This window comes from Mitsuaria sp. WAJ17 (genome assembly GCF_014174515.1).
Classification (GTDB): Bacteria; Pseudomonadota; Gammaproteobacteria; order Burkholderiales; family Burkholderiaceae_C; genus Roseateles_B.
Map to the genome: position 1 here is coordinate 87,622 of NZ_JACJUG010000016.1, position 22,680 is coordinate 110,301.

Annotated in this window: 18 protein-coding genes; 13 read left to right on the top strand and 5 right to left on the bottom strand. The window is 70.2% G+C overall.

What is annotated here, in order from left to right:
* The first annotated feature begins 9 nt into the window (after nucleotides 1-9).
* The 7 genes from H5407_RS14475 (at nucleotide 10) to H5407_RS14505 (ending at nucleotide 9,799) form a co-directional block, all read left to right on the top strand.
* Nucleotides 10-3,684: a LamG domain-containing protein gene (locus H5407_RS14475; RefSeq protein ID WP_183105164.1), complete on the top strand. Its 3,675-nt coding sequence runs from the start codon at nucleotides 10-12 to the stop codon at nucleotides 3,682-3,684.
* Nucleotides 3,685-3,723: 39 nt separating this feature from the next.
* Nucleotides 3,724-4,761 carry a hypothetical protein gene (locus H5407_RS14480; RefSeq protein WP_183105165.1) on the top strand — a complete coding sequence of 346 codons (1,038 nt, stop codon included), beginning with the start codon at nucleotides 3,724-3,726 and terminating at the stop codon, nucleotides 4,759-4,761.
* A gap of 6 nt (nucleotides 4,762-4,767) precedes the next feature.
* Entirely contained in the window at nucleotides 4,768-5,475 is a 708-nt protein-coding gene (locus H5407_RS14485) for a PilN domain-containing protein (RefSeq protein WP_183105166.1), read from the top strand.
* Nucleotides 5,472-6,140 carry a type II secretion system protein GspM gene (locus tag H5407_RS14490; RefSeq protein WP_183105167.1) on the top strand — a complete coding sequence of 223 codons (669 nt, stop codon included), beginning with the start codon at nucleotides 5,472-5,474 and terminating at the stop codon, nucleotides 6,138-6,140. Before H5407_RS14485 ends, H5407_RS14490 begins: the two co-directional genes overlap by 4 nt.
* A complete protein-coding gene (locus tag H5407_RS14495) occupies nucleotides 6,137-6,574 on the top strand; it encodes a hypothetical protein (protein WP_183105168.1) in 438 nt (145 codons plus the stop codon). Before H5407_RS14490 ends, H5407_RS14495 begins: the two co-directional genes overlap by 4 nt.
* Nucleotides 6,571-8,376 (top strand): pilus (MSHA type) biogenesis protein MshL, encoded by a 1,806-nt coding sequence (locus tag H5407_RS14500; protein WP_183105169.1) that lies wholly within the window; start codon nucleotides 6,571-6,573, stop codon nucleotides 8,374-8,376. Before H5407_RS14495 ends, H5407_RS14500 begins: the two co-directional genes overlap by 4 nt.
* 175 nt (nucleotides 8,377-8,551) lie before the next feature.
* Entirely contained in the window at nucleotides 8,552-9,799 is a 1,248-nt protein-coding gene (locus tag H5407_RS14505; RefSeq protein ID WP_183105170.1) for a sigma-54-dependent Fis family transcriptional regulator, read from the top strand.
* Nucleotides 9,800-9,902: 103 nt separating this feature from the next.
* Here the strand turns inward: H5407_RS14505 and H5407_RS14510 are convergent, their stop codons facing one another.
* Together H5407_RS14510 and H5407_RS14515 are read right to left on the bottom strand one after the other, a co-directional pair.
* Nucleotides 9,903-11,240 carry a 3-deoxy-D-manno-octulosonic acid transferase gene (locus H5407_RS14510; RefSeq protein WP_183105171.1) on the bottom strand — a complete coding sequence of 446 codons (1,338 nt, stop codon included), beginning with the start codon at nucleotides 11,238-11,240 and terminating at the stop codon, nucleotides 9,903-9,905.
* A gap of 4 nt (nucleotides 11,241-11,244) precedes the next feature.
* The gene (locus H5407_RS14515; RefSeq protein WP_183105172.1) at nucleotides 11,245-12,633 is read right to left on the bottom strand and encodes a phosphomannomutase/phosphoglucomutase; all 1,389 of its coding nucleotides are present in this window, start codon (nucleotides 12,631-12,633) and stop codon (nucleotides 11,245-11,247) included.
* Between the two features lie 219 nt (nucleotides 12,634-12,852).
* Between H5407_RS14515 and H5407_RS14520 the strand changes: the two genes are divergently transcribed.
* From H5407_RS14520 to H5407_RS14545, 6 genes are all read left to right on the top strand, one after another.
* A complete protein-coding gene (locus H5407_RS14520) occupies nucleotides 12,853-14,010 on the top strand; it encodes a sensor histidine kinase (RefSeq protein ID WP_183105173.1) in 1,158 nt (385 codons plus the stop codon).
* The gene (locus H5407_RS14525) at nucleotides 14,003-14,800 is read left to right on the top strand and encodes a LytTR family DNA-binding domain-containing protein (RefSeq protein WP_183105174.1); all 798 of its coding nucleotides are present in this window, start codon (nucleotides 14,003-14,005) and stop codon (nucleotides 14,798-14,800) included. The genes H5407_RS14520 and H5407_RS14525 overlap by 8 nt, the downstream gene beginning before the upstream one ends.
* A gap of 112 nt (nucleotides 14,801-14,912) precedes the next feature.
* Complete coding sequence (locus H5407_RS14530; protein WP_183105175.1) at nucleotides 14,913-16,046, top strand: sensor histidine kinase; 1,134 nt, start codon at nucleotides 14,913-14,915, stop codon at nucleotides 16,044-16,046.
* A complete protein-coding gene (locus tag H5407_RS14535) occupies nucleotides 16,043-16,810 on the top strand; it encodes a LytTR family DNA-binding domain-containing protein (protein ID WP_183105176.1) in 768 nt (255 codons plus the stop codon). Before H5407_RS14530 ends, H5407_RS14535 begins: the two co-directional genes overlap by 4 nt.
* Nucleotides 16,811-16,893: 83 nt before the next feature.
* Nucleotides 16,894-18,408: an Ada metal-binding domain-containing protein gene (locus H5407_RS14540; protein WP_183105177.1), complete on the top strand. Its 1,515-nt coding sequence runs from the start codon at nucleotides 16,894-16,896 to the stop codon at nucleotides 18,406-18,408.
* 4 nt (nucleotides 18,409-18,412) lie between these two features.
* Nucleotides 18,413-19,312: a DMT family transporter gene (locus tag H5407_RS14545; protein ID WP_183105178.1), complete on the top strand. Its 900-nt coding sequence runs from the start codon at nucleotides 18,413-18,415 to the stop codon at nucleotides 19,310-19,312.
* Nucleotides 19,313-19,322: 10 nt separating this feature from the next.
* Here the strand turns inward: H5407_RS14545 and H5407_RS14550 are convergent, their stop codons facing one another.
* Genes H5407_RS14550 through H5407_RS14560 form a run of 3 tightly spaced genes read right to left on the bottom strand, consistent with a single transcriptional unit; the run spans nucleotide 19,323 to nucleotide 22,634 of the window.
* Complete coding sequence (locus tag H5407_RS14550) at nucleotides 19,323-20,534, bottom strand: serine hydrolase (protein ID WP_183105179.1); 1,212 nt, start codon at nucleotides 20,532-20,534, stop codon at nucleotides 19,323-19,325.
* A 49-nt stretch (nucleotides 20,535-20,583) separates the two neighbouring features.
* Nucleotides 20,584-21,978, bottom strand: coding sequence for a HAMP domain-containing sensor histidine kinase (locus tag H5407_RS24680; RefSeq protein ID WP_183105180.1), 1,395 nt, complete (start codon nucleotides 21,976-21,978; stop codon nucleotides 20,584-20,586).
* Nucleotides 21,975-22,634 (bottom strand): response regulator transcription factor, encoded by a 660-nt coding sequence (locus H5407_RS14560; protein ID WP_183105181.1) that lies wholly within the window; start codon nucleotides 22,632-22,634, stop codon nucleotides 21,975-21,977. The genes H5407_RS24680 and H5407_RS14560 overlap by 4 nt, the downstream gene beginning before the upstream one ends.
* Nucleotides 22,635-22,680: the final 46 nt, after the last annotated feature.

Consider the following 22,680-nt stretch of genomic DNA (forward strand, 5'->3'; position numbering starts at 1 on the left):
GCATCCCGCATGCTGCCGCCCTTGCTGGCGCTGCTGTGGCTGGTCCTGGGCCTGCTGTGGACCCTACCGGCCCGCGCCCAATGCGGCCCGCTGCCCACCGCCAATGCTCTGACCGCCGGCAGCGGCGGCTCGCTGAGCCTGCCCAGCGACTTCCTGGTCAACGGCCTCAGCACCAGCGGTTCAGGCCCCAACCTGCCCACCACCGGCGTACGCAACAACAACGCGACCACCTTCCCGCCCCTGGTGCCCGCCAGCTTTCCCAGCTTCAGCAGCAGCACCAACGCCAGCAGCGGCCCGCTGGCGGCCGGCACCTACAGCACCGTCAGCGTCGTGGACGGCTTCTCGACCAGCGGCGGCACCTACTACATCATCAACTTCAACGTGGCCTCGGGCAGCACCATCACCCTGGGCGCAGGCACCTACTACCTCTACAACTGGAGCATGGGCAACAACGTCACCGTGCTCCTGTCCGGCGCCGTCAAGATCTACATGGGCAACTATCTGTCGGTCGGCAACAGCTTCCTCTTCAACACCGCGGGCCCAACAGCCAACGGGCTGATCGAACTCGGGCCGAGTGCCAATGCCGCCTTCGGCAACTACAACACCTTCCGTGGCGTGATCTACGGCACTGGTACCAACAGCGTCATCATGGGCAACAACGCCGTGCTGACCGGCATGATCGCCATCAAGGGCTCGCTGAGCTTCTCGGGGGGCTCCAGCATCACGCTCAGCGCCGCGGACCAGGCCGCCATCGGCGGGATCAGCAGCTGTGACGCCAGCAGCGTGGGCTTGATCGCCGACTACCACTTCGACGAGTGCAGCTACAACGGCAGCGCGGGCGAGGCCCGCGACAGCCGGGGCAGCTTCCACGCCACCTCCTCCGGCGCCAAGCCCAGCACCGCGGCCGGCGGCGTGGTGGGCCGCTACCTCAACAGCAACGCGCTCAATACCTACCTCACCACCAGCAGCAAGGTGCCGCTCTCAGGCGCCTACACCATCGCGACCTGGTACCTCACGCCCTTCGCGATCGACAACAGCAACAGCATCCATTCCCTGGCCGCGCTGGACCCCGTCGGCGGCAGCTGCATCGGCGACTTCATGTACACCCGCGACAACGACGCCTACCGCTGGCGGGTCTACACCAACGTCAGCGGGCCCAGCATCGGCTCGCAGGTGCTGAACCTGGCCAGCGGCTGGCACCACATCGCCCTGGTCGGCAGCGGCAGCAGCACCCTGCTCTACCTCGACGGCAGCTACCGCGAGACCCTGGGCCAGCGCATCAACAGCGCCAGCAGCAGCTACGGCCTGCGCTACATCGGCAGCTCCTGCGACAGCCTGAACCTGCAGGCCTTCCGCGCGCCGCTGGACGAGTTCATGGTCTTCAACACGGCCCTCAGTGCCAGCGACGTCAGCGCCATCTACAACTACCAGAGGGCCGGCAAAAACTGGGACGGCACGACGCGCAACCTCAACAGCTGCGTGCCCGCCATCGCCAGCTTCGTGATCACCGGCACGGGCTCGGCCTCCACCTGCGCGCCGCAGACCATCACCGTCACCGCCAAAGACGGCAGCGGCAACACCATCACGGGCTATACAGGCACCATCACGCTCAAGACCTCCAGCGGCATGGGCACCTGGGCCAAGGGCAGCCCGGCCCCGGGGGGCACGTTCTCCGCGGGAAGCAACAACGGCCAGGCCACCTACACCTTCGTCAGCGGCGATGCCGGCGTGGCCCGCTTCACCCTGAGCCACGCGGCCGCCCGAGACCTCACCGTGCTGGTGACCGACACCGGCACCGGAGCCAACACCAACTCGGCCACGGTGCAGTTCCGCGACAACGCCTTCGTCTGGCAGGAAGACCCGAACGACAAGATCTCCGGCAGCGGGATGGCCGTGGCTGGCCGCCCGCACGACATGCTGCTCACGCTGGTGAAGAAGGACGCGGTCACCGGCGCCTGCGGTCCCGCGACCGACTACGCCGGCAACCGCAGCCTCAAGCTCTGGCGCACGGACAGCGGCGGCTCCTGGACGGCGCCAAGCGTGGGCTCTCCTGTGGTGAGCATCCCCACCGCCAAGCCGGCCAGCGGCAACGTCACCCTGAACTTTGTCAACGGCGTCAGCAGCTTCAACCTCGACACCAGTGACGTCGGCCAATACACGCTCAGCGTGGCCGACGAGACCGGCAGCTATGCCTCCGGCACGCTCAGCGCCAGCCTCGGGCCGCTGACGGTGCGCCCCTTCGCCATCGTCATCAGCGGGGTCAAGATGGGCAGCACGGACAATCCCGCCCGCTATGGCTCCGGCGATCCCGTTTTCGGCGCGGCCGGCGCCAACTTCAGCGCGACGGTGGCGGCCTACCGCTGGAGTGCCAGCGCCGACAGCGGCAGCGACGGCGTTCCGGACAGCGGCGCCACCTTCAGCGCCATGACGGCCGGCGGCGTGGCGCCCAGCTTCGCCCACACCGTGACCCTGCAGGCCACCGGCGGCAGCGGCCCGGTCAGGCTGGGCACCCTCAACAATGGCTCCGTGGCCGTGACCGGAGGCACGAAGACCGTCAGCAACCTCCAGTACACCGAAGTGGGCGGCTTCGATTTCGTCACCAGCAACGTGGTCACAGGCTACCTCGGGCTGAACATGCAGGGCTACTTCTTCAATGCCAGCGGAGTTCAGGACACGAAGGTGGGCCGTTTCATCCCCGCCAGCTTCGCCGTCTCCAATGGCGCCGTCAGCCATCGCAGCACGGCCGCCTGCTCGCCGGCCTCGGCCTTCAGCTACCTCGGCGAGAACTTCCAGCTGAGCTTCAACCTGAGCGCCCTCAACGCGCTCGGCGCCATCACCCAGAACTACCACGGCGCCTACGCCAAGCTGAGCCTGACGGCACCCGCCGGCCTCGGCCCGGCCGGCATCGCCGGCAGCACGACCTTCAAGACGGGCGGCGGTCGGCTGAGCGCCGTCAGCGCCAGCGGCACCTGGGAGAACGGCGTCGCACGCGACGCCGGCGGCAGCTCGCCGGCCGGCCCCGTCACCCTGGTCCTCAACGCCGCGCGAGCCACCGGCGCCGGCGGCGCCAGCAGCCCCGACGGCCCCTTCAACGCCAGCTTCGGCCTGCTGCCCTCGGACGGCGAGGTCAGCGGCGTGAACCTGCCCAATCTGGACACGGACTATCCGGCCAACGGCAACGAGCGCGGCTTGGTCGCGACAGTCGCCCTGCGCTATGGTCGCCTGCGCCTGCAAAATGCAATAGGCTCCCAGCAGCGCAACCTGAACCTGCCCCTGCAGGCCCAGTACTGGGACGGCAGCGTCTACCAGGTCAACACCCTCGACAGCTGCTCCATGATCAGCGGCAACCAGATCAGCTTCGGAAACTTTCGCAACATGGTCCCAGCGGATGCCGTCGTGCTCAACAGCCCCATCACCCTCAACCAGGGCCAGGCCTTGATCACACTGCGCAAACCCACCCTCGCGCGCAGCGGCAGCTATGACCTCGCCCTGGCCCTGGGCAGCTCGGCCACGGATGCCAGCTGCCTCAGCTGGAGCCCCTCGCCCGCCGCCAGCAGCGGCGCCAACCTCAGCCACCTGCGCTGGTCCTGGTGCGGCACGGCCGCAGACAAGGACCCCAGCGCCCGCGCCAGCTTCGGGCTCTACACAGGCACCGACTCCATCATCTACCAGCGGGAGAACTGAGTTGATCCGCACACAGCGCCTTCTGCCTGGAGGCCGCCCATGAAGACACTGCTGCAAAAGCTGGGCAGCCCCTGGCGCAAGGCCCTGGGCCAGGGCGGCGTGCTGGCCTTCCGCGCCTCGGCCGGGCATTTCAGCTGGGTCGAGCTGGCGCCAGGCAAGACCTGGCCCCGCGAGGTCCTGAGCCTGGGCGAACTGGCCCGGGGCGAGGCGGACGACGCGCAGTGGCTGCAGAAGCTCGGCAGCCTGGGCCTGGGCAGCAGCCAGGTCATCGCTCTGCTGGAGCTGGACGACTACGCCGTCTACAAGCTGCCCGCGCCCAATGTGCCGCCCGACGAGCTCAAGGCGGCGGCACGCTGGCAGCTCAAGGAACTGGTTGAGGGCAAGCTGGAGCAGCTGACGATCGACGTGCTGCAGGCCGGGGACGACTCCCGCAGCCAGAAGGAAATGCTGGTCTTCGCGGCCCGCAACGCGGCCATCGAGCGCGTCTGCCTGGCGGGCGCGGCGAGCGCGCAGGAAACCCGGGTGGTCGATGTCTGGGAGACCGCGCAGCGCAATCTGCAGACGGCCCAGGCGGCCATGGATGGTCTGTCCGACAAGGCCACGGCAGCCCTCATGCTGCTGCCCGGCCAGTGCCTGCTGACCATCTCGGCCGGCGAGGAGCTCTACTACACCCGCCGGCTCGACGCTGACGAGCGCCTCTTCGAGCGCGCCACGAGCACGGCCAAGGAGGCCGTCCGCGAGGAGGTGCCCCTGGGCTTCGAGTACATGCCCGGCGACGAGCTCAGCTTCGGCAGCATGGAGGCCGAGGAGTCCAGCCTCGTCATCGAGCTGCAGCGCTCCATCGACGTCTGGGAGCGCTCCTGGCCCGGCCTGCCGCTCGCCCGCCTCTATGTGCTCAGCGCCGACCACGCGGAAGCGGTGGCCCGCCTGTTTCAGAAGGAGCTCGGGCTGCGCACCCTGGCCCTGCTGCCGCAGCAGCTGTTCAAGGGCGAGCCCCTGGGCCAGGGTCAGGTCATGCCCGCCGCCTGCCTGCCCCTGCTGGGCGCGGCCCTGCGCGACGAAACGGCCAGCCCCTAGACCGCCATGGCACAACAGATCAACCTCCTCACCCCCATCCTGCTGAAGCCGCGGCGGCATTTCACGGCCACAGCCATGGCGCAGGCGCTGGGGCTCATCCTGGTCGGCAGCCTGCTACTGGCCGGCTGGATCCAAGGGCGCTCCGAGCAGCGTCGGGCGGAGTTCCGGCAGCGCCAGCAGGCCCTGCAGGCCGAGCAGCAGGCCCTCAGCCGCAGCCTGGCCGGACTGCCGGCCACCACCGACATCAAGGCCCTGGAAGCCCAGATCAAGGTGCTGAAGGAACAGCAGCAGGGTCAGGCCGAGCTGCTGCAGTCGCTGCGCAGCGGCCATCAGGTCGCTGGTGAACGGCACAGCGACCTCCTGGCCCTCATCGCCGGCACCGTGCCCGCCTCGGTGTGGCTGCAGGGGCTGCGCTGGCAATCCGGTCAGCTGGAGATCAGCGGCGGCACGCTGGACCCCGCAGCCCTGCGTGCCTGGCTGGTCCAGCTGCAGGGCCAAGCGCTGCTGCATCGGCTGGCCCTGGCCGATGTCCGGCTGGAGATGATCTCTTCGGCCCAGGCAGGGAGTGCCGGCACGCCGGCACCGGCCGCGCGCCTGCAACTGCCGGCGGGCGCGGGCGGGGCCGCACTGCCCGTCTGGGCCTTTCAGGTCCGCGGTGTAGAACCCGGACTGAAGCTCGCGGCCGGCAAGGCGATCGGAGGAGGCCAGCCATGAGCGCACAGACCTTCCTCCAGGACGCCTGGACGCGCTGGGGCCGCATCGCCGGCCGCATCGACACGCTGAGCCTGCGCGAGCGCATCTTCCTGTTCCTGTGCCTGGCCATGGTGCTGGTGCTGGCCGTGGACACCTTGGTGCTGGACCCGATGACGCGGGAGCAGCGCGAACAGCAGGGCCTGGTGCGGCGCCAGGAGCAGGACCTGCAGCGCCTGCGCGACCAGATCAACCAGCTCAACGCACTCAGCCAGGGCGACTCCGAGCTGGCGCGCCGGCGCCGCGAGCTGGGCCAGCTGAACGACAGCCTGCAGGCCCAGGCTCAGCAGCTGGATCAGTTGCGCCAGGGCAGCGGCAGCCTGCCGCAGCTGCCCCAGCTGCTCACCAGCCTGCTGCAGAAGCAGGAGCGCCTTCAGCTCACGCGCCTGGACAGCGGTGCCCGCCCGGCCCCCGAGATGGCCGGCCGGCTCGTCGCGCCGCAGGGCCTGCAGTGGCAGGCCGTGGACCTGGAGATGCGTGGCGACTACCTCGAACTCATGCGCTACCTCGCGCGGCTCGAGCAGGCCCTGCCCGAGCTGCGCTGGGGCCCGTTGCAGATCCAGGGCGATGCGCAGGAAGGCGCTCACCGCATGAGCGTGCAGATGTACGTGCTGAGGCCGCAGCCATGAGCCGATCAAAGCGCCAACTCCTCAAGCCGGCCCTTCTCCTCACCCTGGTGCTGGCCGGGCAGGCCGGTGCGCAGGCGCCCCAAAGCCTGCCCCAGGGTCCCCTCCTTCGCGACCCCATGCAGCCGCCCGCGGCCTTGCGAGCACCGGCCGCGTCAGGCGCCATCACGAGCGCCCCCGCCCTGCCGGAGAGCGCGCAGGTCCTGATCACTGAGGGCAAAGCCTATGCGCTGATCGGCAGCCGCCGCTATGCGCAGGGGGCTCGCATCGGCAGCGGCCCCGAGGCCCTGACGGTGGAACGTGTCAACGAGCATGGGGTCTGGCTGCGCAGCCGCGAGGGGCTTCACGCCCTGCCCATGGTCAGCGGCGTCAACAGGACGCCCAGCCCCGAATCCGGTTCGCCCGACAAGTCTCAAGAGAAAAGGGATCGCCCATGAAACGCCCCGCCCAGTCCGCCCTCCGGCCCGCCCCGCGCCCGGGCCCGCAGCGCCTTGGCAGCACCGCCCTGCTGCTGGGCTTGGGCCTGCTGAGTGCCTGCGCCGAAAAGCCCCTGCAGTTGGCCCAGCCGGTGGCAGCCCTGCGTGCCGAGCTGGACGCCGCCCGTGCACGCGCCGCGCAGGCCGAGGCTCAGTCTGCGGCCGCCAGCGCACCGGCTCCTGCAGCGCAGGCACCGGCCCCCGAGCCAGCGCAACCACGCTTCGACCTGGTCGTCAACGGCGCGCAGGCCCGTGACGTCTACCTGTCCCTGGTGGCCGACACCCGCTACAGCATGATCGTCCACCCCGGCGTCAGCGGCCAGCTGTCCCTGACCCTCAAAGGCATCACTCTGCGCGAGGCCCTGGAGTCGCTGCGCGATGTCTACGGCTACGACTTCCGCATCGAGGGCCGCCGGGTCACGGTCTATCCGGCCACGATGCAGACCCGGGTGTTCAGCATCAACTACCTGCCCGGCCAGCGCGTGGGCCGCAGCGACCTGCGCGTCAGTGCCGGGGCGGCTATGGTCCCCAGCCAATCAGGCACCGCCTCGGGCAACGCCAACACCACAGCCAGCGGCAGAAGCGGATCCGGTCAACAGCAGCAGCCCGAGAGCAGCCATGTGAGCACGGTCACCAACTCCGATTTCTGGGCGGAGACCCAGGAGGCCCTGCGCCAGCTCGTCGGAACCGGCGAGGGGCGCAGCGTGATCGTGAGCCCGCAGGCCAGCACCGTGGCCGTGCGCGCCATGCCGGAGGAACTGCGCACCGTCGAGGCCTTCCTGCGGGCCACGCGCGCCGCCGTGGAGCGCCAAGTCATGCTGGAGGCCAAGATCGTCGAGGTGGAACTGCGCGAGGGCTACCAGAGCGGCATCGACTGGTCCATCCTCGGCAAGCGCGGGGCCCTGGGCCAGACCAGCGTCAATCCCTCCATCCCGACGGGGGTCAACACCCTCATCAACCCCCTGGTCAGCAACCTGAACAACCTGCCGGTGCTGTCCACGGCCAACCAGAGTCCGGCCTGGCCCGATCTCATCCCCCTGCCCTCTGCCGGCAATGGAACCCTAGGCCTTGCGCTGAGCAAGGGCGGCTTCCAGGGTCTGATCAGCTTCCTGGAAAGCCATGGCGACACGCAGATCCTGTCCAGCCCGCGCGTGGCCACGCTCAACAACCAGAAGGCCGTGCTGAAGGTCGGCTCGGACGACTACTTCGTCACCGGCATCTCCGGCGGCAATGCCAACACCACCACCGGCAACACCACCAACAACGGCGGGGTGGTCATGCCCACATTGACGCTGACGCCCTTCTTCTCCGGCATCGCGCTGGACGTGACGCCACAGATCGACGACGGCGACACGATCACCCTGCACGTGCACCCCTCCGTCACCAGCGTGACCGAACGGACCAAGCAGGTGGACCTGGGCGCCGCGGGCAACTACCGCCTGCCCCTGGCCTCCAGCACCGTCAACGAGACCGACACCGTGGTGCGCGTGCCCGATGGGGCCATCGTCGCCATCGGCGGCCTGATGCAGCAGGAGAGCAGCCGGCGCGGCTCGGGCTTGCCCGGGGCGGACCAGACGCCGCTCACGGCCACCCTCTTCGGCAACCGCGCCAACAGTGGCCGCAAGCGCGAACTGGTGGTACTGATCAAGTCCACCATCATCCGCAGCGCCCAGGACTGGGAGCAGGAGACCGCCCGCAGCGCCCAACTGTTGGAAGAAGCGGACAGCAAGGGCCGCCGGGTTATCCGCGTCGGCACGCCCTGAGCCTGCGGCCCGGCCTGCGCCGGACAGGCTCCCCGCCTGCTCGCCCAGCGCACAAGCCTGCGCCGAAGCTGTCCCTGCTAGGGGGGCCAAGTCCCCCTGTTCACCAGAGTTTCCCGCTTGTCAGGTGACAGGGCTTCCGTGATAGTCGCCCGTGATGAAAGTCAGGGGGAACGACTTGTCCACAGCCTTTGTGTCCCAGGGCCAGGCCGGCGCAACAGCAGCCAGTGCCTCCATGCTGGTCGCGCAGCAACTGCACCAGCAGACCATCCAGCACTCCCATGAGCGCAGCCAGGCCTTCGGCCTGCAGCCGGGACAGGCCCCGGACCTGCACCGCCTGAGCGAGGCCGCGTTGCAGGAGGTGCAGCACCGCAATGCACGCCTTTGCACCCAGGCCCTGCCCGTGATGGAAATGCTTTACGAGCAGTTGGCGCATGCCCAGAGCATGGTCGTGCTCAGCGACGCTAGCGGCACCGTGCTCCACGCCCTGGGCGACCCCAGCTTCCTGGCCCGCGCCCAGCGCGTAGCCCTGAGCCCCGGCGCCCGCTGGGCCGAGGCGGACAAAGGCACCAATGCCATCGGCACCGCCCTGATGACCGAAGCCCCCACCCTGGTCCATGGCGCGGAGCACTACCTGCGCTCCATGCACTTCCTGACCTGCTCGGCCGCCCCCATCTTCGACCACAAGGGCGCCCTGCTGGGGGTGCTGGACGTCTCCGGCGACCGCCGCTCCTACCATCCCCACACCCTGGCCCTGGCCAGCCTGGCGGCGCGGCTGATCGAGTCCCAGTGGTTCGCCGACCGCTTCCGCCAGTCCCCTCAACTGCAGATGCACGGCCAGGCGGAGGGTCTGGGCACGCTGCAAGAAGGCGTGCTCGCCCTTGCCGAGGACGGCCATGTGCTGGGCATCAACCGCCGCGGGCTGGACCTTCTAGGCGGCGGCACGGCCACGCTGCACCGGGAGTCCGTGCAGAGCCTCTTCGGCCTGACCATGGACCAACTGATCGCTGCCGCCCAGCACGACCAGCCCTTGCCCGTGCAAATCCCCAGCCGCCAGGAGCAGGCCCCGCAGACTCTGCACCTGAAGCTGCGCTGGCCAGCCCAGCGGCTATTGAGCTGGGCCTGCCCGGGTGCAGGCATGGGCACAGGGCTGGGCGATGGGGCGGGCAGCAGCCCGCTGCCCGGCAGCTACCTGAACATGCCTGCGCCGGCTGCCAGCAGTCCCCTGCTCAGCGCCGCGGCCTCGCGCGGCAGCAGCATGGGCCTGCAGCCGCCACCGCTGCGCGAGACCGAGGCCCTGGCCATCCGCGATGCCATCCGGGCGGCGGGAGGCAATCTGTCGCTGGCGGCTCGTCAACTGGGCATCGGCCGCAGCACCCTCTACCGCAAGCTGCGCCAGGACGGCCTGCTGGTGCCCAAGGGCTGAGCGCCCGCCCGCCGTCGGGGCGAGCAAGACCTGACCCTCCGGATTCGGGTCCCCTTCGGCGCCCTTTCAGGATCCATTCAGCGGCGGTTTGGTGCCAGTTGGCTCAGCTCATTGGCTGCAACTCAAGCAGCGCGCACGCCATGCGCTGCGCGGCGCCGCGATGCTCGGCCGCGAAATCCCGCGCCCGCGCAGCCTGGTCCGCCAGAGCGTCGGGCTCAGCCAGCAGGCCGGATGCCAGGGCCACGGCCTCGGCCAGGCCGGCCACACGCCGTGCCGCGCCGGCCTGCTCGGCCAGCGTCGCAGCCTCACTGAAGTTGAACGTGTGCGGGCCCATCAGCAGCGGGCAGCCGCAGGCCGCCGCCTCGATCAGGTTCTGGCCGCCCAGAGGCTCGAAGCTGCCGCCCAGCAGGGCCAGCTGCGCCAGGCTGTAGTAGAGCGGCATCTCGCGCAGGGAATCGCCCAGCCAGACCTCGGCCGCCCAGGCCTCGGGCGGGGGCAGGTCTTGCCCCGTCCAGGCACTGCGTCGGGCCAGGCTGAAGCCGGCCTCGCGCACCAGGGTCGCCACCTCGTCGAAACGCTGCGGATGCCGTGGAACGATCAGCAGCAGCGGCCTCACCCCGCCCGCCTCCGGCCACTGACGCCAGGCCCTCAGCAGAGCCGCCTCCTCGCCCTCGCGACTGACTGCCATCAGCAGCACCGGCCGGCGGGGCTGGGGCTGGGCAGCCGCCCAGGCTTGGCCGCGGGCCAGCACCTGGCCATCCGGCTGAAGGTCGTACTTCAGGTTGCCGCAGACGCGGACCTCGCCCACGCCAGCCTCGCGCAGGCGCCTGGCATCGTCTTGGGTCTGAGCCAGGGCCAGTCGCAGGCGCGCTGCGGCGGGATGCAGCAGGATGCGCAGGCGCTGCCCCTGACGGGCGCTCTTGGCGGAAAGCCGCGCATTGGCCAGCACCATGGGCAGGCCGCGGCGCGCGGCCTCGGCCATCAGGCTGGGCCAGATCTCGGTTTCCATCAGCACGCCAGCGGCGGGCCGGTGGCGGTCCAGGAAGCGGCGCACCGCCCCCGGCGTGTCCAGAGGCAACCAGCGCTGGGCGTCACACTCGCGCAGCAGCTCTCGCCCGGTCTCGCGGCCGGTGGCCGTCGAATGGGTCAGCAGCAGGCGCAAGTCCGGCTGCTGGGCACGCAAGGCGGCGATCAGGGGCGCGGCGGCCCGCGTCTCCCCCATGGACACCGCATGCAACCACAGCGCCCCATGCCTCGTGGGCGCACCGAAACCCAGCCGTTCGTTCCAATGCGCGCGATACAGGGGCTCGGCCCCGCCGCGCCGCCACAGCTTCAGGAAGTACAGGGGCGTGGCCAGGCGCAGGGCCGTCGCGTAGGCCCAGCGCGCGAGGCGCTCGGCCCAGGCGGCCGGCGGACTGGAAGGCTGTGGCGACGAGCTCAAGCCGTCAGTGGCCGGCGGCGAAGGTGGCGTCTGGCTTCACGCGCTTGAGCTGGGCCAGCACCGCATGCTCGATGCGGGCCAGGGCCTCAGGCGTGTGGCCCTCGAAGCGAAGCACCAGCACGGGCGTGGTGTTGGAGGCTCGGATGAGGCCGAAGCCGTCTTCGTATTCGACGCGCAGGCCGTCGATGGTGACGATCTCCTTGGCATCGGGGAACTGTGCCACCTCCTTGAGCGTGGCGACCACGCTGTGGTGCTCGCCCTCGGCACAGGGTACGTTCAGCTCGGGCGTGGCGAAGCTGGTGGGCAGGGCGTTGAGCACGGCGCTGGGATCGGCATGGCGGGACAGGATCTCCAGCATGCGGCCGGCCGTGTACATGGCGTCGTCGAAGCCATACCAGCGCTCATTGAAGAAGATGTGGCCCGAGAGCTCGCCGGCCATGGGTGCGCCGGTCTCCTTCAGCTTGGCCTTGGCCAGGGAGTGGCCCGTCATCCACATCAGCGGCTTGCCGCCGTGCTCGCGGATCCAGGGGGCCAGGCGCTGCGTGCACTTGACGTCGAAGATGATCTCGGCGCCGGGATTGCGCTGGAGGATGTCGGCGGCCAGCAGCATGATCTGGCGGTCCGGCATGATCATCTGGCCGTCCTTGGTGACGATGCCCAGACGGTCGCCATCGCCGTCGAAGGCCAGGCCCAGCTCGGCGTCGCAGGCGTGGACGATGCGCTTGAGGTCCTCGAGGTTTTCGGGGCGCGAGGGATCCGGGTGGTGGTTGGGGAAGTCGCCATCGACCTTGGAGTAGATATCGACCACCTCGCAGCCCAGGGCGCGCAGGATGGCCGGCGCGCTGGCGCCGGGGATGCCGTTGCCGCTGTCCACCACAATCTTCATCGGGCGTGCCAGCTTGCAGTCCTTGACGATGCGGTGGCTGTACTCGGCCCCGATGTCCATGGTGCCGACGCGGCCCTGGCCGCTGGTGTAGTCCTCGGCCTCGATGCGGCGGCGGATGTCCTGGATCTGCTCGCCATACACGGCGGCGCCCTTGAGCACCATCTTGAAGCCGTTGTAGTCCTTGGGATTGTGGCTGCCGGTGACCTGGATGCCCGAGTTGCAGCCATGCTTGCCACGCGTCGCGGCCACGTAGTACAGCATGGGCGTGGTCACGGCGCCGATGTCCACCACGTCGATGCCGGTGGACTGCAGGCCGCGCACCAGCGCCGCCACCAGGCCGGGACCCGACAGTCGGCCGTCACGGCCCACGGCCACGGCCTTCTCGCCCAGCTTCAGGGCTTCGGTGCCGAAGGCCCGGCCCAGGTGCTCTGCCAGGGTCTCGTCCAGGGTTTGGCCCACGACGCCACGGATGTCATAAGCCTTGAAGATGGAAGCGTGAACTTGCATGCGTTGTGCCTCGGCAGCGGGGGCTGCGTTGTCCTTGTAGATTTGTTTCAGCGCGATTGTAGGCATGGCTGAAACCGGGCTCCGTGACCGTGATGTAACCCGGAGGCAGGGCAATCCGGCGCTGCAGTTCGGCGCCGCGCCTCGTCGATTCGCGCGACGGCCTGCCGCCCCGTCGCAGGCGGCTTCAAGGGACGCCCCTGCCCTGCCTACACTGCGCCCATGATTTCGACCCCCGGCCACCGCTGGCGCGCTGCATTCACCGACACCTGGCGCCTCAGAAAGACGCATGAGCACCCCTGGTGGCTGGGCCTGCTGGCCTGCGTGATCACGGGCATGGCCGTGGGCGCCGCCATTGTGATGCTGGCGGCGCTGCTCTCGGCCAACCTCCTGAACTACCGGTGGTGGGCGCGCGGCCTTGCGATGTCCATGCAGCTGGGCGCGGTCATCGCGCCGCTGAGCAGTGGGGGCCTGCGCCTGCTGGAACACCTGCTGACCGAGGCTCAGCTGGAGCGGCTCAACAAAGGCGAGGACCTGCCGGGCCTGCTGGTCTTCATCGGCATCCCCACGCTGTGCAGCGGCCTGGGCCTGTGGCTGGTCGAGGTTCTGCAGCGCTGGCGCCTGCAGGGCGAGTTGCAGCTGCTGATGCTGCCGCACAAAGGCAGCCTGATCACCTTCCTGGTCTGCGGCGCCGGCTTCGCCTGCCTGAGCCTGTGGCGCGCACGCATGCAGCTGCGCGCCCAGAAGGCCCGCAGCCAGCTCAGCGAGGCCCAGCTGCGCCTGCTGCAGGCGCAGATCGAGCCGCACTTCCTGTTCAACACCCTGGCCAATGTGCAGGGCCTGATCGACTACGACCCCGCCCAGGCCAAGCACATGCTGGACGCCTTCACTGACTACCTGCGCGCCAGCCTGCAGCAGATGCGGGCCCAGGACGTGAGCCTCGCGCAGGAACTGGCCCTGGTACAGAACTACCTTGCAGTGATGCAATGCCGCATGGGCGATCGACTGCAGACCCGACTGGACGTGCCCGAGTCAGTGCGCGAGGCCCGCATTCCGCCCCTGCTGCTGCAGCCCCTGATAGAGAACGCCATCCACCACGGCCTGGAGCCCCAGCTGGGCGGTGGTCTGCTGCAGTTGCGCGCTCGGGCGCAGGGCGGCGGCCTGCAGATCGACATCGAGGACAGCGGTGTCGGCTTGGCCCGCAGCCGTGAGCGCCCGCGCCGCGGCCATGGCCTGGCCCTGCAGAACATTCGCGAGCGCCTGTGGGCGGTCTATGGGCCCGCAGCCTCGCTGGAGCTGGCCGATGCGCCGGACGGCGGCACCATCGCCCGCATCAGCCTGCCCCGGCTGCGCCCCTTCGCACCGCATGACCATGACTGACCACCCCGCCCCCACCGCCCTGCTGGCCGACGACGAGCCGCACCTCAACCGCGTGCTGAAGGACCGCCTTCGCGAGCTCTGGCCGGCCCTGCGCATCGTGGCCATCGCCTCCAACGGCGCGGAGGCCGCCGAGCAGATCGCCCGCCTTCAGCCCGACATCGCCTTCCTGGACATCCAGATGCCCGGCCTCAGCGGCCTGGAGGTAGCCCAGGGCATCGAGGGGCACACGCGGGTGGTCTTCGTCACCGCCTATGACCAGCATGCGCTTGACGCCTTCGAGCAGGAAGCCGTGGACTATGTGCTCAAGCCGGTCCGCGCGGAGCGGTTGCACAAGACCGTGGAGCGGCTGCAGCGCGTCCTCGCCCAGGAAACCGGCGACGCGGCGGCGATGCCCGGCGAGCAGCTCCACCGCCTCCTGCAGCAGCTGCTGCCCGCCGTCCCGGCCGGAGCGCGTGGCAGCCCGCCGCTGCTGCGCCACCTGCGCGCGAGCCAGGGTCAGCTGACCCACCATATCGCGGTGGAGGACATCCTCTACTGCCAGGCGGACGACAAGTACACCGTCGTGCGCACCGCCGCGGCCGAGTTCCTGATCCGCACGCCTATCAGCGAGCTGCTGCCCCAGCTGGACCCGCAGCGCTTCTGGCAGGTTCACCGGGCCACCCTGGTCAATGTCGATCAGCTCCAGTGCACCCGGCGTGAGGCCAACGGCAAGCTCCTGCTGCGCCTGCGGGGACTTGACACCGAACTGCCGGTCAGCCGCGCCTACGTGCATCTCTTCAAGGCCATGTGAACGGGCACCGCCACTCGCCATCCGGCGCTCGTGCACGCCGTTCGTCGCAGTGCCTGCACTTGAGGGACACTCGCCGCCTACGCTGCGTCCGTGTCCCCTCCCGCGCCCCGACATGAGCACCCCGCCCCGCTTCGCCGATGATCTCCAACTGGCCTTCAGGCGCTACTTCCGCCTCAGCAAGGTGCGCAGCGAGTCCCTGCTGGCGCGCCTGTTGATCACCGGCGGCTTTGCCCTGGCCTTTCCCACGGGCATCCTGGCCGTCACCCTGGTCTTCAGCGCACAGACGCTGAATCTTTCCAGCGTGCTCGCCAGCTATGCCTGCGGCTTCCTGATCGCCTTCATGATCCACGGCGGCTACCGCCTCAGCGAGCGGCTGCTGCCTCAGCCCACCCTGGACCGACTCAATGCCGGCGGCTGGCGGGCCGGCCTCTTCTTCACCTTGATGCCCATCCTGTGCATCGCCTCTGGCCTGCTGCTCTTCGGCCAGCTGCTGGGCTGGTGGATGCAGGCCCATGTGGAGACGCCCTTCGACAGCGCCCAGGGCCTGAGCCGTTTCCTTTTCCTGTCCCTCCTGTTTGCCCTGGTCGGCTGGTACCTGGACCACCAGCACCGCCGCCGCCAGGCCCTGCAGCTGCTGGCCACCGAGGCCCAGCTGCTGCGCCTGCAGGCCCAGATCGAGCCACACTTCCTCTTCAACAGCCTGGCGGCGGTACAGAGCCTGATCAAGCCGGCCCCGGACCGCGCGCTGGAAATGCTGGAGCACTTCACCGACTACCTCCGCGCCAGCCTCTCGGCCCTGCGCGAGGACAGCTGCCCCCTGTCCGCCGAGCTGCAGCTGGCCCGCAGCTACCTGGGCCTGATGCAGATCCGCATGGGCGAGCGGCTGCGCTTCCACATCGAGGCGACGCCCCAGGCCGAGGTGCTGCGCCTGCCGCCCCTGCTGCTGCAGCCCCTGGTCGAGAATGCCATCGTCCACGGCCTGGAGGGCAAGGACGAAGGAGGCGAGGTGCGCGTGCGGGCCGCCGTGCAGGATCGCCACCTCGTGCTGGAAGTGCGCGACGACGGCCTGGGCTCGCAGTCCCGCCCGCGTCGCGCCCGCCCGGGCCATGGCCTGGCCCTGAAGAACATCCGTGAACGCATTGCCACCCGCTACGGCGAGCGCGCCGAACTGCAGCTGACACTGGACGAGCAGGGCTGCCAGGCCCTGCTGCGTCTGCCCCTGGACCTACTCGAACCCAAGCCATGAGCCTGCGCGCCCTGATCGCCGACGACGAAATCCATCTGGCCGAGCACCTGAAATCCGAACTCGCCCAACTGTGGCCCGAGCTGGAGATCGTGGCCCTGGCCCGCACGGGCCGCGAGGCCGCTGCGCAGATCGAGGCCCTGCAGCCCGACATCGCCTTCCTGGACATCCAGATGCCCGGCCTCACCGGCCTGGAGGTGGCCGAGGGCATCGAGGGGCCGACCCGCGTGGTCTTCGTGACCGCCTTCGACGAATTCGCCTGCCAGGCCTTCGAACAGGCGGCGCTGGACTATGTGCTCAAGCCGGTCAAGACCGAGCGCCTCCACAAGACGGTGCAGCGCCTGCAGGCCAGCCTCCTGACGTCGCAGCCCGGCGACGAGGGCGCCCTGGCCGAGGCCCTGGGCCGGCTGCAGGCGCCTGGTGGTGCCGGCTCCGCCGCGCCCGCCCTTCGCTATGTGCGGGCGAGCCAGGGCGAGCTCATGCACCAGATCCCCATCGGCGAGGTCATCTACTTCCATGCGGACGACAAGTACACCTGCGTGCGCACCGCCGAGGGCGAGTACCTGATCCGCACGCCCATCGCCGAGCTGGCCCAGCAGTTGGACCCGCAGGATTTCTGTCGCGTGCACCGAGCCACCCTGGTCAACCTGGCCCACCTGGCCGGCACCCGGCGCGACGAGCTGAGCCGCCTCTTCCTGCGCTTCCGGGGCCTCAGCCAGGAGCTGCCGGTGAGCCGGGCCTACGTCCATCTCTTCAAGGCCATGTGAGCGTTGCGCCGGGAATGGCCCCTCGGAATTCACGGGTCCGATTTCATCCGGCCCGGGAGGGGCGTGCCGCCTAAGATGGGCCCATGTCCAGCCCTGCCATCAGCCCAACACTCAGCGCCGATCACTGCTACCCCGCCCTGCTGGCGCGCGATGCGCGCTTCGACGGGCTCTGGTTCGTGGGCGTCAGCTCCACCGGCATCTACTGCCGGCCGGTGTGCCGGGTCAAGACACCGCGGCGCGAAAACTGCAGTTTCTTTGCCAATGCCGCGCAGGCAGAGGCCGCCGGCTACCGCCCCTGCCTGCGCTGCCGCCCCGAGACCGCCCCGGCCCAGGACCTGCGCTGGAGCGTGACTGACGCCAGCCGCACCCTGGCCCGCCAGGCCGCGCAGCTGATCGAGGCCGATCCGCGCCAGAACGTTGGCGCGCTGGCCGACCGGCTGGGCATCAGCAGCCGTCATCTTCAGCGCATCTTCGAGGCCGAGCATGGCGTCTCGCCCCTGGCCTTCCTGCATACGCGGCGCCTGCTGCTGGCCAAGCAGCTGCTGATGGACAGCCCCCTGGCCATGGCCGAGGTGGCCGAGGCTGCGGGCTTCGGCAGCCTGCGGCGCTTCAACGCCCTCTTCCTGCAGCACTACCGACTGCAGCCCGGCAGCCTGCGCAAGGCGGGCGAGCCGCCGCCCTCCGTCACCGCCTGCGGCGAGCCGGGCCTGCGCCTGGCCTACCGCCCGCCCCTGGCCGTCGATGCGCTGCTGGCTTTCCTGGAGGCCCGTGCCGTGCCCGGCGTGGAGCAGGTGGACCGCTCGCAGCGCCTGGTCAGCCGCAGCCTGCGCCTGCAGCACCAGGGCCGCTTGGCCGTGGGCCGCCTGGTCGTCCGTTTCCAGCCGGAGCGCGACGCCGTGACGCTCTCGCCCTGCTCCTCACTGTGGATGGCCGCCGGCAGCCTGATTCCGCTCGTGCGACGCTGGCTGGACCTCGACGCCGCGCCCGCCGCCATCCAGCAGCAACTGACCGGCCTGCCCGCCCTGGAGCCAGGCCTGCGCCTGCCCGGCTGCCTGGACCGCTACGAGCTGGCCGTACGCGCGGTGCTGGGCCAGCAGGTGACGGTGGCCGCGGCCCGCACCCTGGCCTTGCGCTTCGTCGAGCGCTTCGGAGCGCTGCTGCCCGAAGGCCATCGCACGCCCGAGGTGCAGCGCCTCTTTCCCAGCCCCGAGGCCATTGCCGGACTGCCGGTGGAGGCCATCGCCGAGCTGGGCATCATCCGCACCCGCGCCCACGCCCTGATCACCCTGGCACAGCGCTGGCCCGAGCTCGGCTACGCCCAACAGCAAGGCAGCCAGGAGCAGGCCCTGACCGAGCTGCAGGCTCTGCCCGGCATCGGCCCCTGGACCGCGCAGTACATGCTGATGCGGGGCTGGAGCGCGCCGGACCTCTTCCCGCCGGGCGACGTGGTGCTCAAGCAGCAGCTGACCGAGCCCGGCGAGCCAGCGCCCTCGCCCAAGGCCCTGGCCCAGCGCGCCCAGGCCTTCAGCCCCTATCGTTCCTACGCCGTGCTGCAGCTGTGGCACCGCGCGGCTCAATCTCCGCGAAGCAAGACCTGACACCATGCAAGACCATGCCCAGCTCGACGTAGCTGAATTGACCCTGCTGGCGGCCATCTGGGGTGCCTCCTTCCTCTTCCTGCGCCTGGGCGCGCCAGCCTTCGGACCGCTGGCCCTGGCCTTCGTGCGAGTAGCCGGCGCGGGCCTCTTCCTGCTGCCCCTGCTGGCCTGGCAGGGCGGCCGCGAAGGGCTGCTGGAGCTGCGCCGCGACTGGCGCCCGCTGATGCTGGTGGCCCTGCTCAACAGCGCCCTGCCCTTTGCCTTCTTCAGCTATGCGGCCTTGTCCATCACGGCTGGCCTGTCCAGCATCCTCAACGCCACCACGCCCATCTGGGGCGCCCTGGTGGCCTCGATCTGGCTGGGCCAGCGTCTGGACCCGGGCCGGCGCCTGGGCCTGCTGGTGGGCTTTGGCGGCGTGGTCTTCCTGGCCTGGGAGCATGCCAGCTTCAAGCCCGGCGGCAGTGGCTGGGCCGTGCTGGCCTGCCTGGCCGCGACATGCTGCTACGGGCTGGCCGCCAGCGCCACCAAGAAATACCTCGGCCAGACCCGCCCCCTGGCGGTGGCCACAGGCAGCCAGGCCTTCGCGGCCCTGCTGCTGGCCCTGCCGGCCGCCGCGCAGTGGCCCGCGCAGATGCCCGGCCAGACGGCCTGGCTGAGCGCCCTCGCCCTGGCCCTGCTGTGCTCGGGCCTGGCCTACATCCTCTATTTCCGGCTGATGAAGCGGGCGGGGCCCAGCTATGCGCTATCGGTCACCTTCCTGATCCCGGTCTTCGCGGTGCTGTGGGGTGCCGTGTTCCTGGGTGAGTCCTTCACCCTGCACATGGCGGCGGGCTGCGCCATCGTGCTGCTGGGCACGGCCCTGGCGATCGGCGTGCTCAAACTTCCGCAACGGCAGGCCGCCTGAGCCCCTGTGCTCAGAGCGGACGCAGCAGGGCGATGGCGGCCGTGTTGAGCCGCTCCAGCACCCAGCTGCTGCCGTCGGCGCGCAGTCCGAAGGTGTTGCTGAAAGCGAAGAGGTGCTGACTGCCGTCCTGGGCCAGGGCCACCATGCTCATGAAGCCCGCATTAGCACCGGTGTGGATCAGCAGGCTGCGGCCCTCGAACGAGTTGCCCATCCATCCCAGGGCATAGTCGCCGGGTCGCAGGGCCTGCAGGCGGCTGACGTAGCCGCGCGGCAGCGCGGTGCTGCGCCCCTGGAGGGCCAACTGGTGAAGCTGCAGCCAGCGGCCATAGGCGGGTGCAGCCAGATTGGCCTCGCCGGCCGGCGCCAGCACGGCCAGCCAGGCCAGTTGCTCGTCCGGCACGGTGGGCAGCGCACTCAGCTGCCGAGGCGAAGCCCCCTCATGGCCCTGAGGCTGGCCGGCACCGACGGGTGCCCCCCATGCCACCGCCAGCTGCAGGGGATCGGACAGCTCGCGGGCGAACAGCGCCTTGAAGTCCAGCCCGCTGGCCGCTTCCAGGAGGGCCGCCGCCGTCGCATAGCCGGCGTTGGAGTAGAGGAAGTCCTGCCCGGGCCGGGCCGCCGGCGCCTGGGTCAGCAGCCAATCGACGAAGAAGCGCCTGCGGCCGGTCTCCGTGGCCGGCAGCGTGCCGGCGTAGGCCTGCAGATAGGCGGCGAAACGCTCCAGATCAACGCCATCCGTGAAGGCGGCGAGGCCTCCGCGGTGGTCCAGCAGCATGGCCAGGGTCAGGTCTTGATAGTCCGGATGCTGGACTGCGGCCAGGCCCGGCAACAGCTCGGCCGGGCGGCTGTCCCAGCGCAGCAGGCCTTTGTCAACGCAGCGGGCGGCCAGGGCCGCGGTCATGGCCTTGGTGTTGGAGCCGATGATGAAGCGCTCGTCGCCCTTCAGCGCCTGGCCGGCGCCCAGCTGCGTGCGTCCAGCGGCGGCACGCAGGCCCTCGGCATCGATGCCATCCTGCCGCCCCATCACCACGCCCACCAGCCCGTCCTTCACACAGGCCTCTGCCTGGGCCTGCAGGCGCTGGGCCTGGCGCTGGCGCTCGGTCGGCACGGCGGGCGCGCTCGCATCCGAGCCGGAACCGCAGGCCTGCAGGCCGAGGCCCGCGCCGGCCATGCCCAACCATGCCAGCAGCTGGCGGCGTGTCTGGAATCCTGTGCTGTCCATCCTGGTCTCCCTCTTTTCAATGGATGGACAGATTCTTGGCGGCCGGACCTTAAGAAGAGCCAAAGGCCGGTGGCGCGCCGGGCACGCGCAGGGTGAAGGCACAGCCGCGGCCACCGAGCCCCGCGGTCAGACTGACCTGCCCGCCCAGCCGGCGGGCGGCCTGCCGCACGATGGCCAGGCCCAGGCCGCTGCCAGGCGTTTCCACCTCCGGGCCGCGCCAGAAGCGCTCGAAGACCAGCTCGCGGTCCGCCTCCGCGATGCCGGGGCCGTCATCAGACACCGTCAACGTCCAGCCCTCGCCACCCTCAGGGCCATCAGCGGCCAGCGTCAGCAGGACCTGGCCGCCAGCCTGGACGTAGCGCAGGGCGTTGTCCAGCAGGTTGTGCAGCACGGACAGGAAGGCCGCTGCATCCAGCTCACGAGGCAGCTGCTCCGGTGCCTCCAGCGCCAGCGCCAGCCCACGCTCGCGGGCGCGACCATGCAGGTCAGCCAGCAGCTGGGCGCTCGACAGCACCAGGTCCAGGCGCTGGCGCTGGCGTTCAGCCTTGCCGTCCAGCGCTGCCAGATCCAGCAACTGTTGGGAGAGGTGCGAGGTCCTACGGATGGCGGCCAGCAAGCGCTCGCCCGCCTCCTGCCGCACCGGTTCGTGCGCAGCCTGGACCAGCACATGGGTCTGCGCCGCGATCACGGCCAGGGGCGTCCGCAGCTCATGCGCCGCGTCCTGGACAAAGGCCCGCTCGCGCGCCATGCGCAGGCGAAGGCGCTCCTGCAGGGCGTCGAAGGCCCGCCCCAGGGGCTGAAGTTCGGCGTAGCGCAAGTTCATGGCCAGGGGCGCGGGCTCGGACTCGACCTGGTCCAGCCGGTGGGCAAACTGCCGCAGGGGCCGCAGGCCGCTGTAGACCGCCAGCAGCACCGGCAGCAGCACGAAGGGAAAGGCCAGCAGCATCTGCGGTCCCAGTTCCCCGGCCATCCAGGCCAGCATGGTCAGCTCCGGCAGTGTCGGCTCGGCCAGGCGCACCGACCAGCGCGGTCCGTCGCCGCGCCACGTCCAGTGCTGGCGCCCTGCCATCGACTGCTCCGAGACGCCCAGGCGCTGGATGGGGTCGGCCGCCAGGTTGGCATACACCAGCCGCCCCTGGGCATCGAAGAGCTGGACCACCACCTCGCCAGGCAGGCGCCGCGCCTGCCGGCGCATGCCATTGATGTGATCAGCCAGGCCGGCCACGGCCTGTGCTGCCAGGGGGCCCTCGTCGAGCTGGGCCACCGTCGCGGCCATCAGCTCACCCAGCTGGCGGATGCCCGGATTCGTGGCCATCTGCTGCCTGGTTTCGACATAGGACTGGCCCAGCAGGGTCAGCGCGACCAGCGCAAAGGCCAGCAGCAAGGCCGTCACCAGGCGCCGGGCCAGGCTGGGCCGCAGCCAGTGCCAGGCCGGGTACCTCACAGGGACTCCAGCCAGTAGCCGACACCACGCTGCGTGCCGATGCGCTGAGCACCGATCTTGCGCCGCAGATTGGAGAGGTGGACCTCCAATGCACTGAAGTCCAGGGCTTCGCCCAGCGGCGCCAGGCGCTGGGCCAGCAGCGGCTTGGCGACGACGCCTCCACGCTCCCGCGCCAGCTCGAACAGCAGCTGGTACTCGCGGGGCGACAGGGCCAGCTCCCCGCCGTCCAGCCAGGCGCGGTGACGCCGCGGCTCCAGCATCAGCGCGCCGAAATGCCACCGGTCCCCCGCTTGCTGGGCCGCGCGGCGCAGCACGGCGCGCAGCCGCGCGAGCAGCTCGGGGATCTCGAAGGGCTTGACCACGTAGTCGTCAGCCCCGTCGTCGAAGCTGGCCAGCTTGTCATCCAGGGCCGACCGCGCCGTCATCACCACGACAGGCAAGACCTGACCCTGCGACCGCCAGCGGCGCAGCAGCTCCATCCCACTGCCGTCGGGCAGGCCCAGGTCCAGGAGCACGGCGTCGTGCTCTGCTGCTTCAAGTTTCAGCGGGGCATCGGCCGCGCGGCGCAGCCAGACGCTGCTGTGGCCCTCCAGGCGCAATGCGGCCTGCAGTGCCGCGCCCAAGTCCAGATCGTCTTCAATCAGCAGGATGTGCATGGGCGCGATTGTCTACAGCAACACCGCGCGCAGGGAGTGCCTCCAG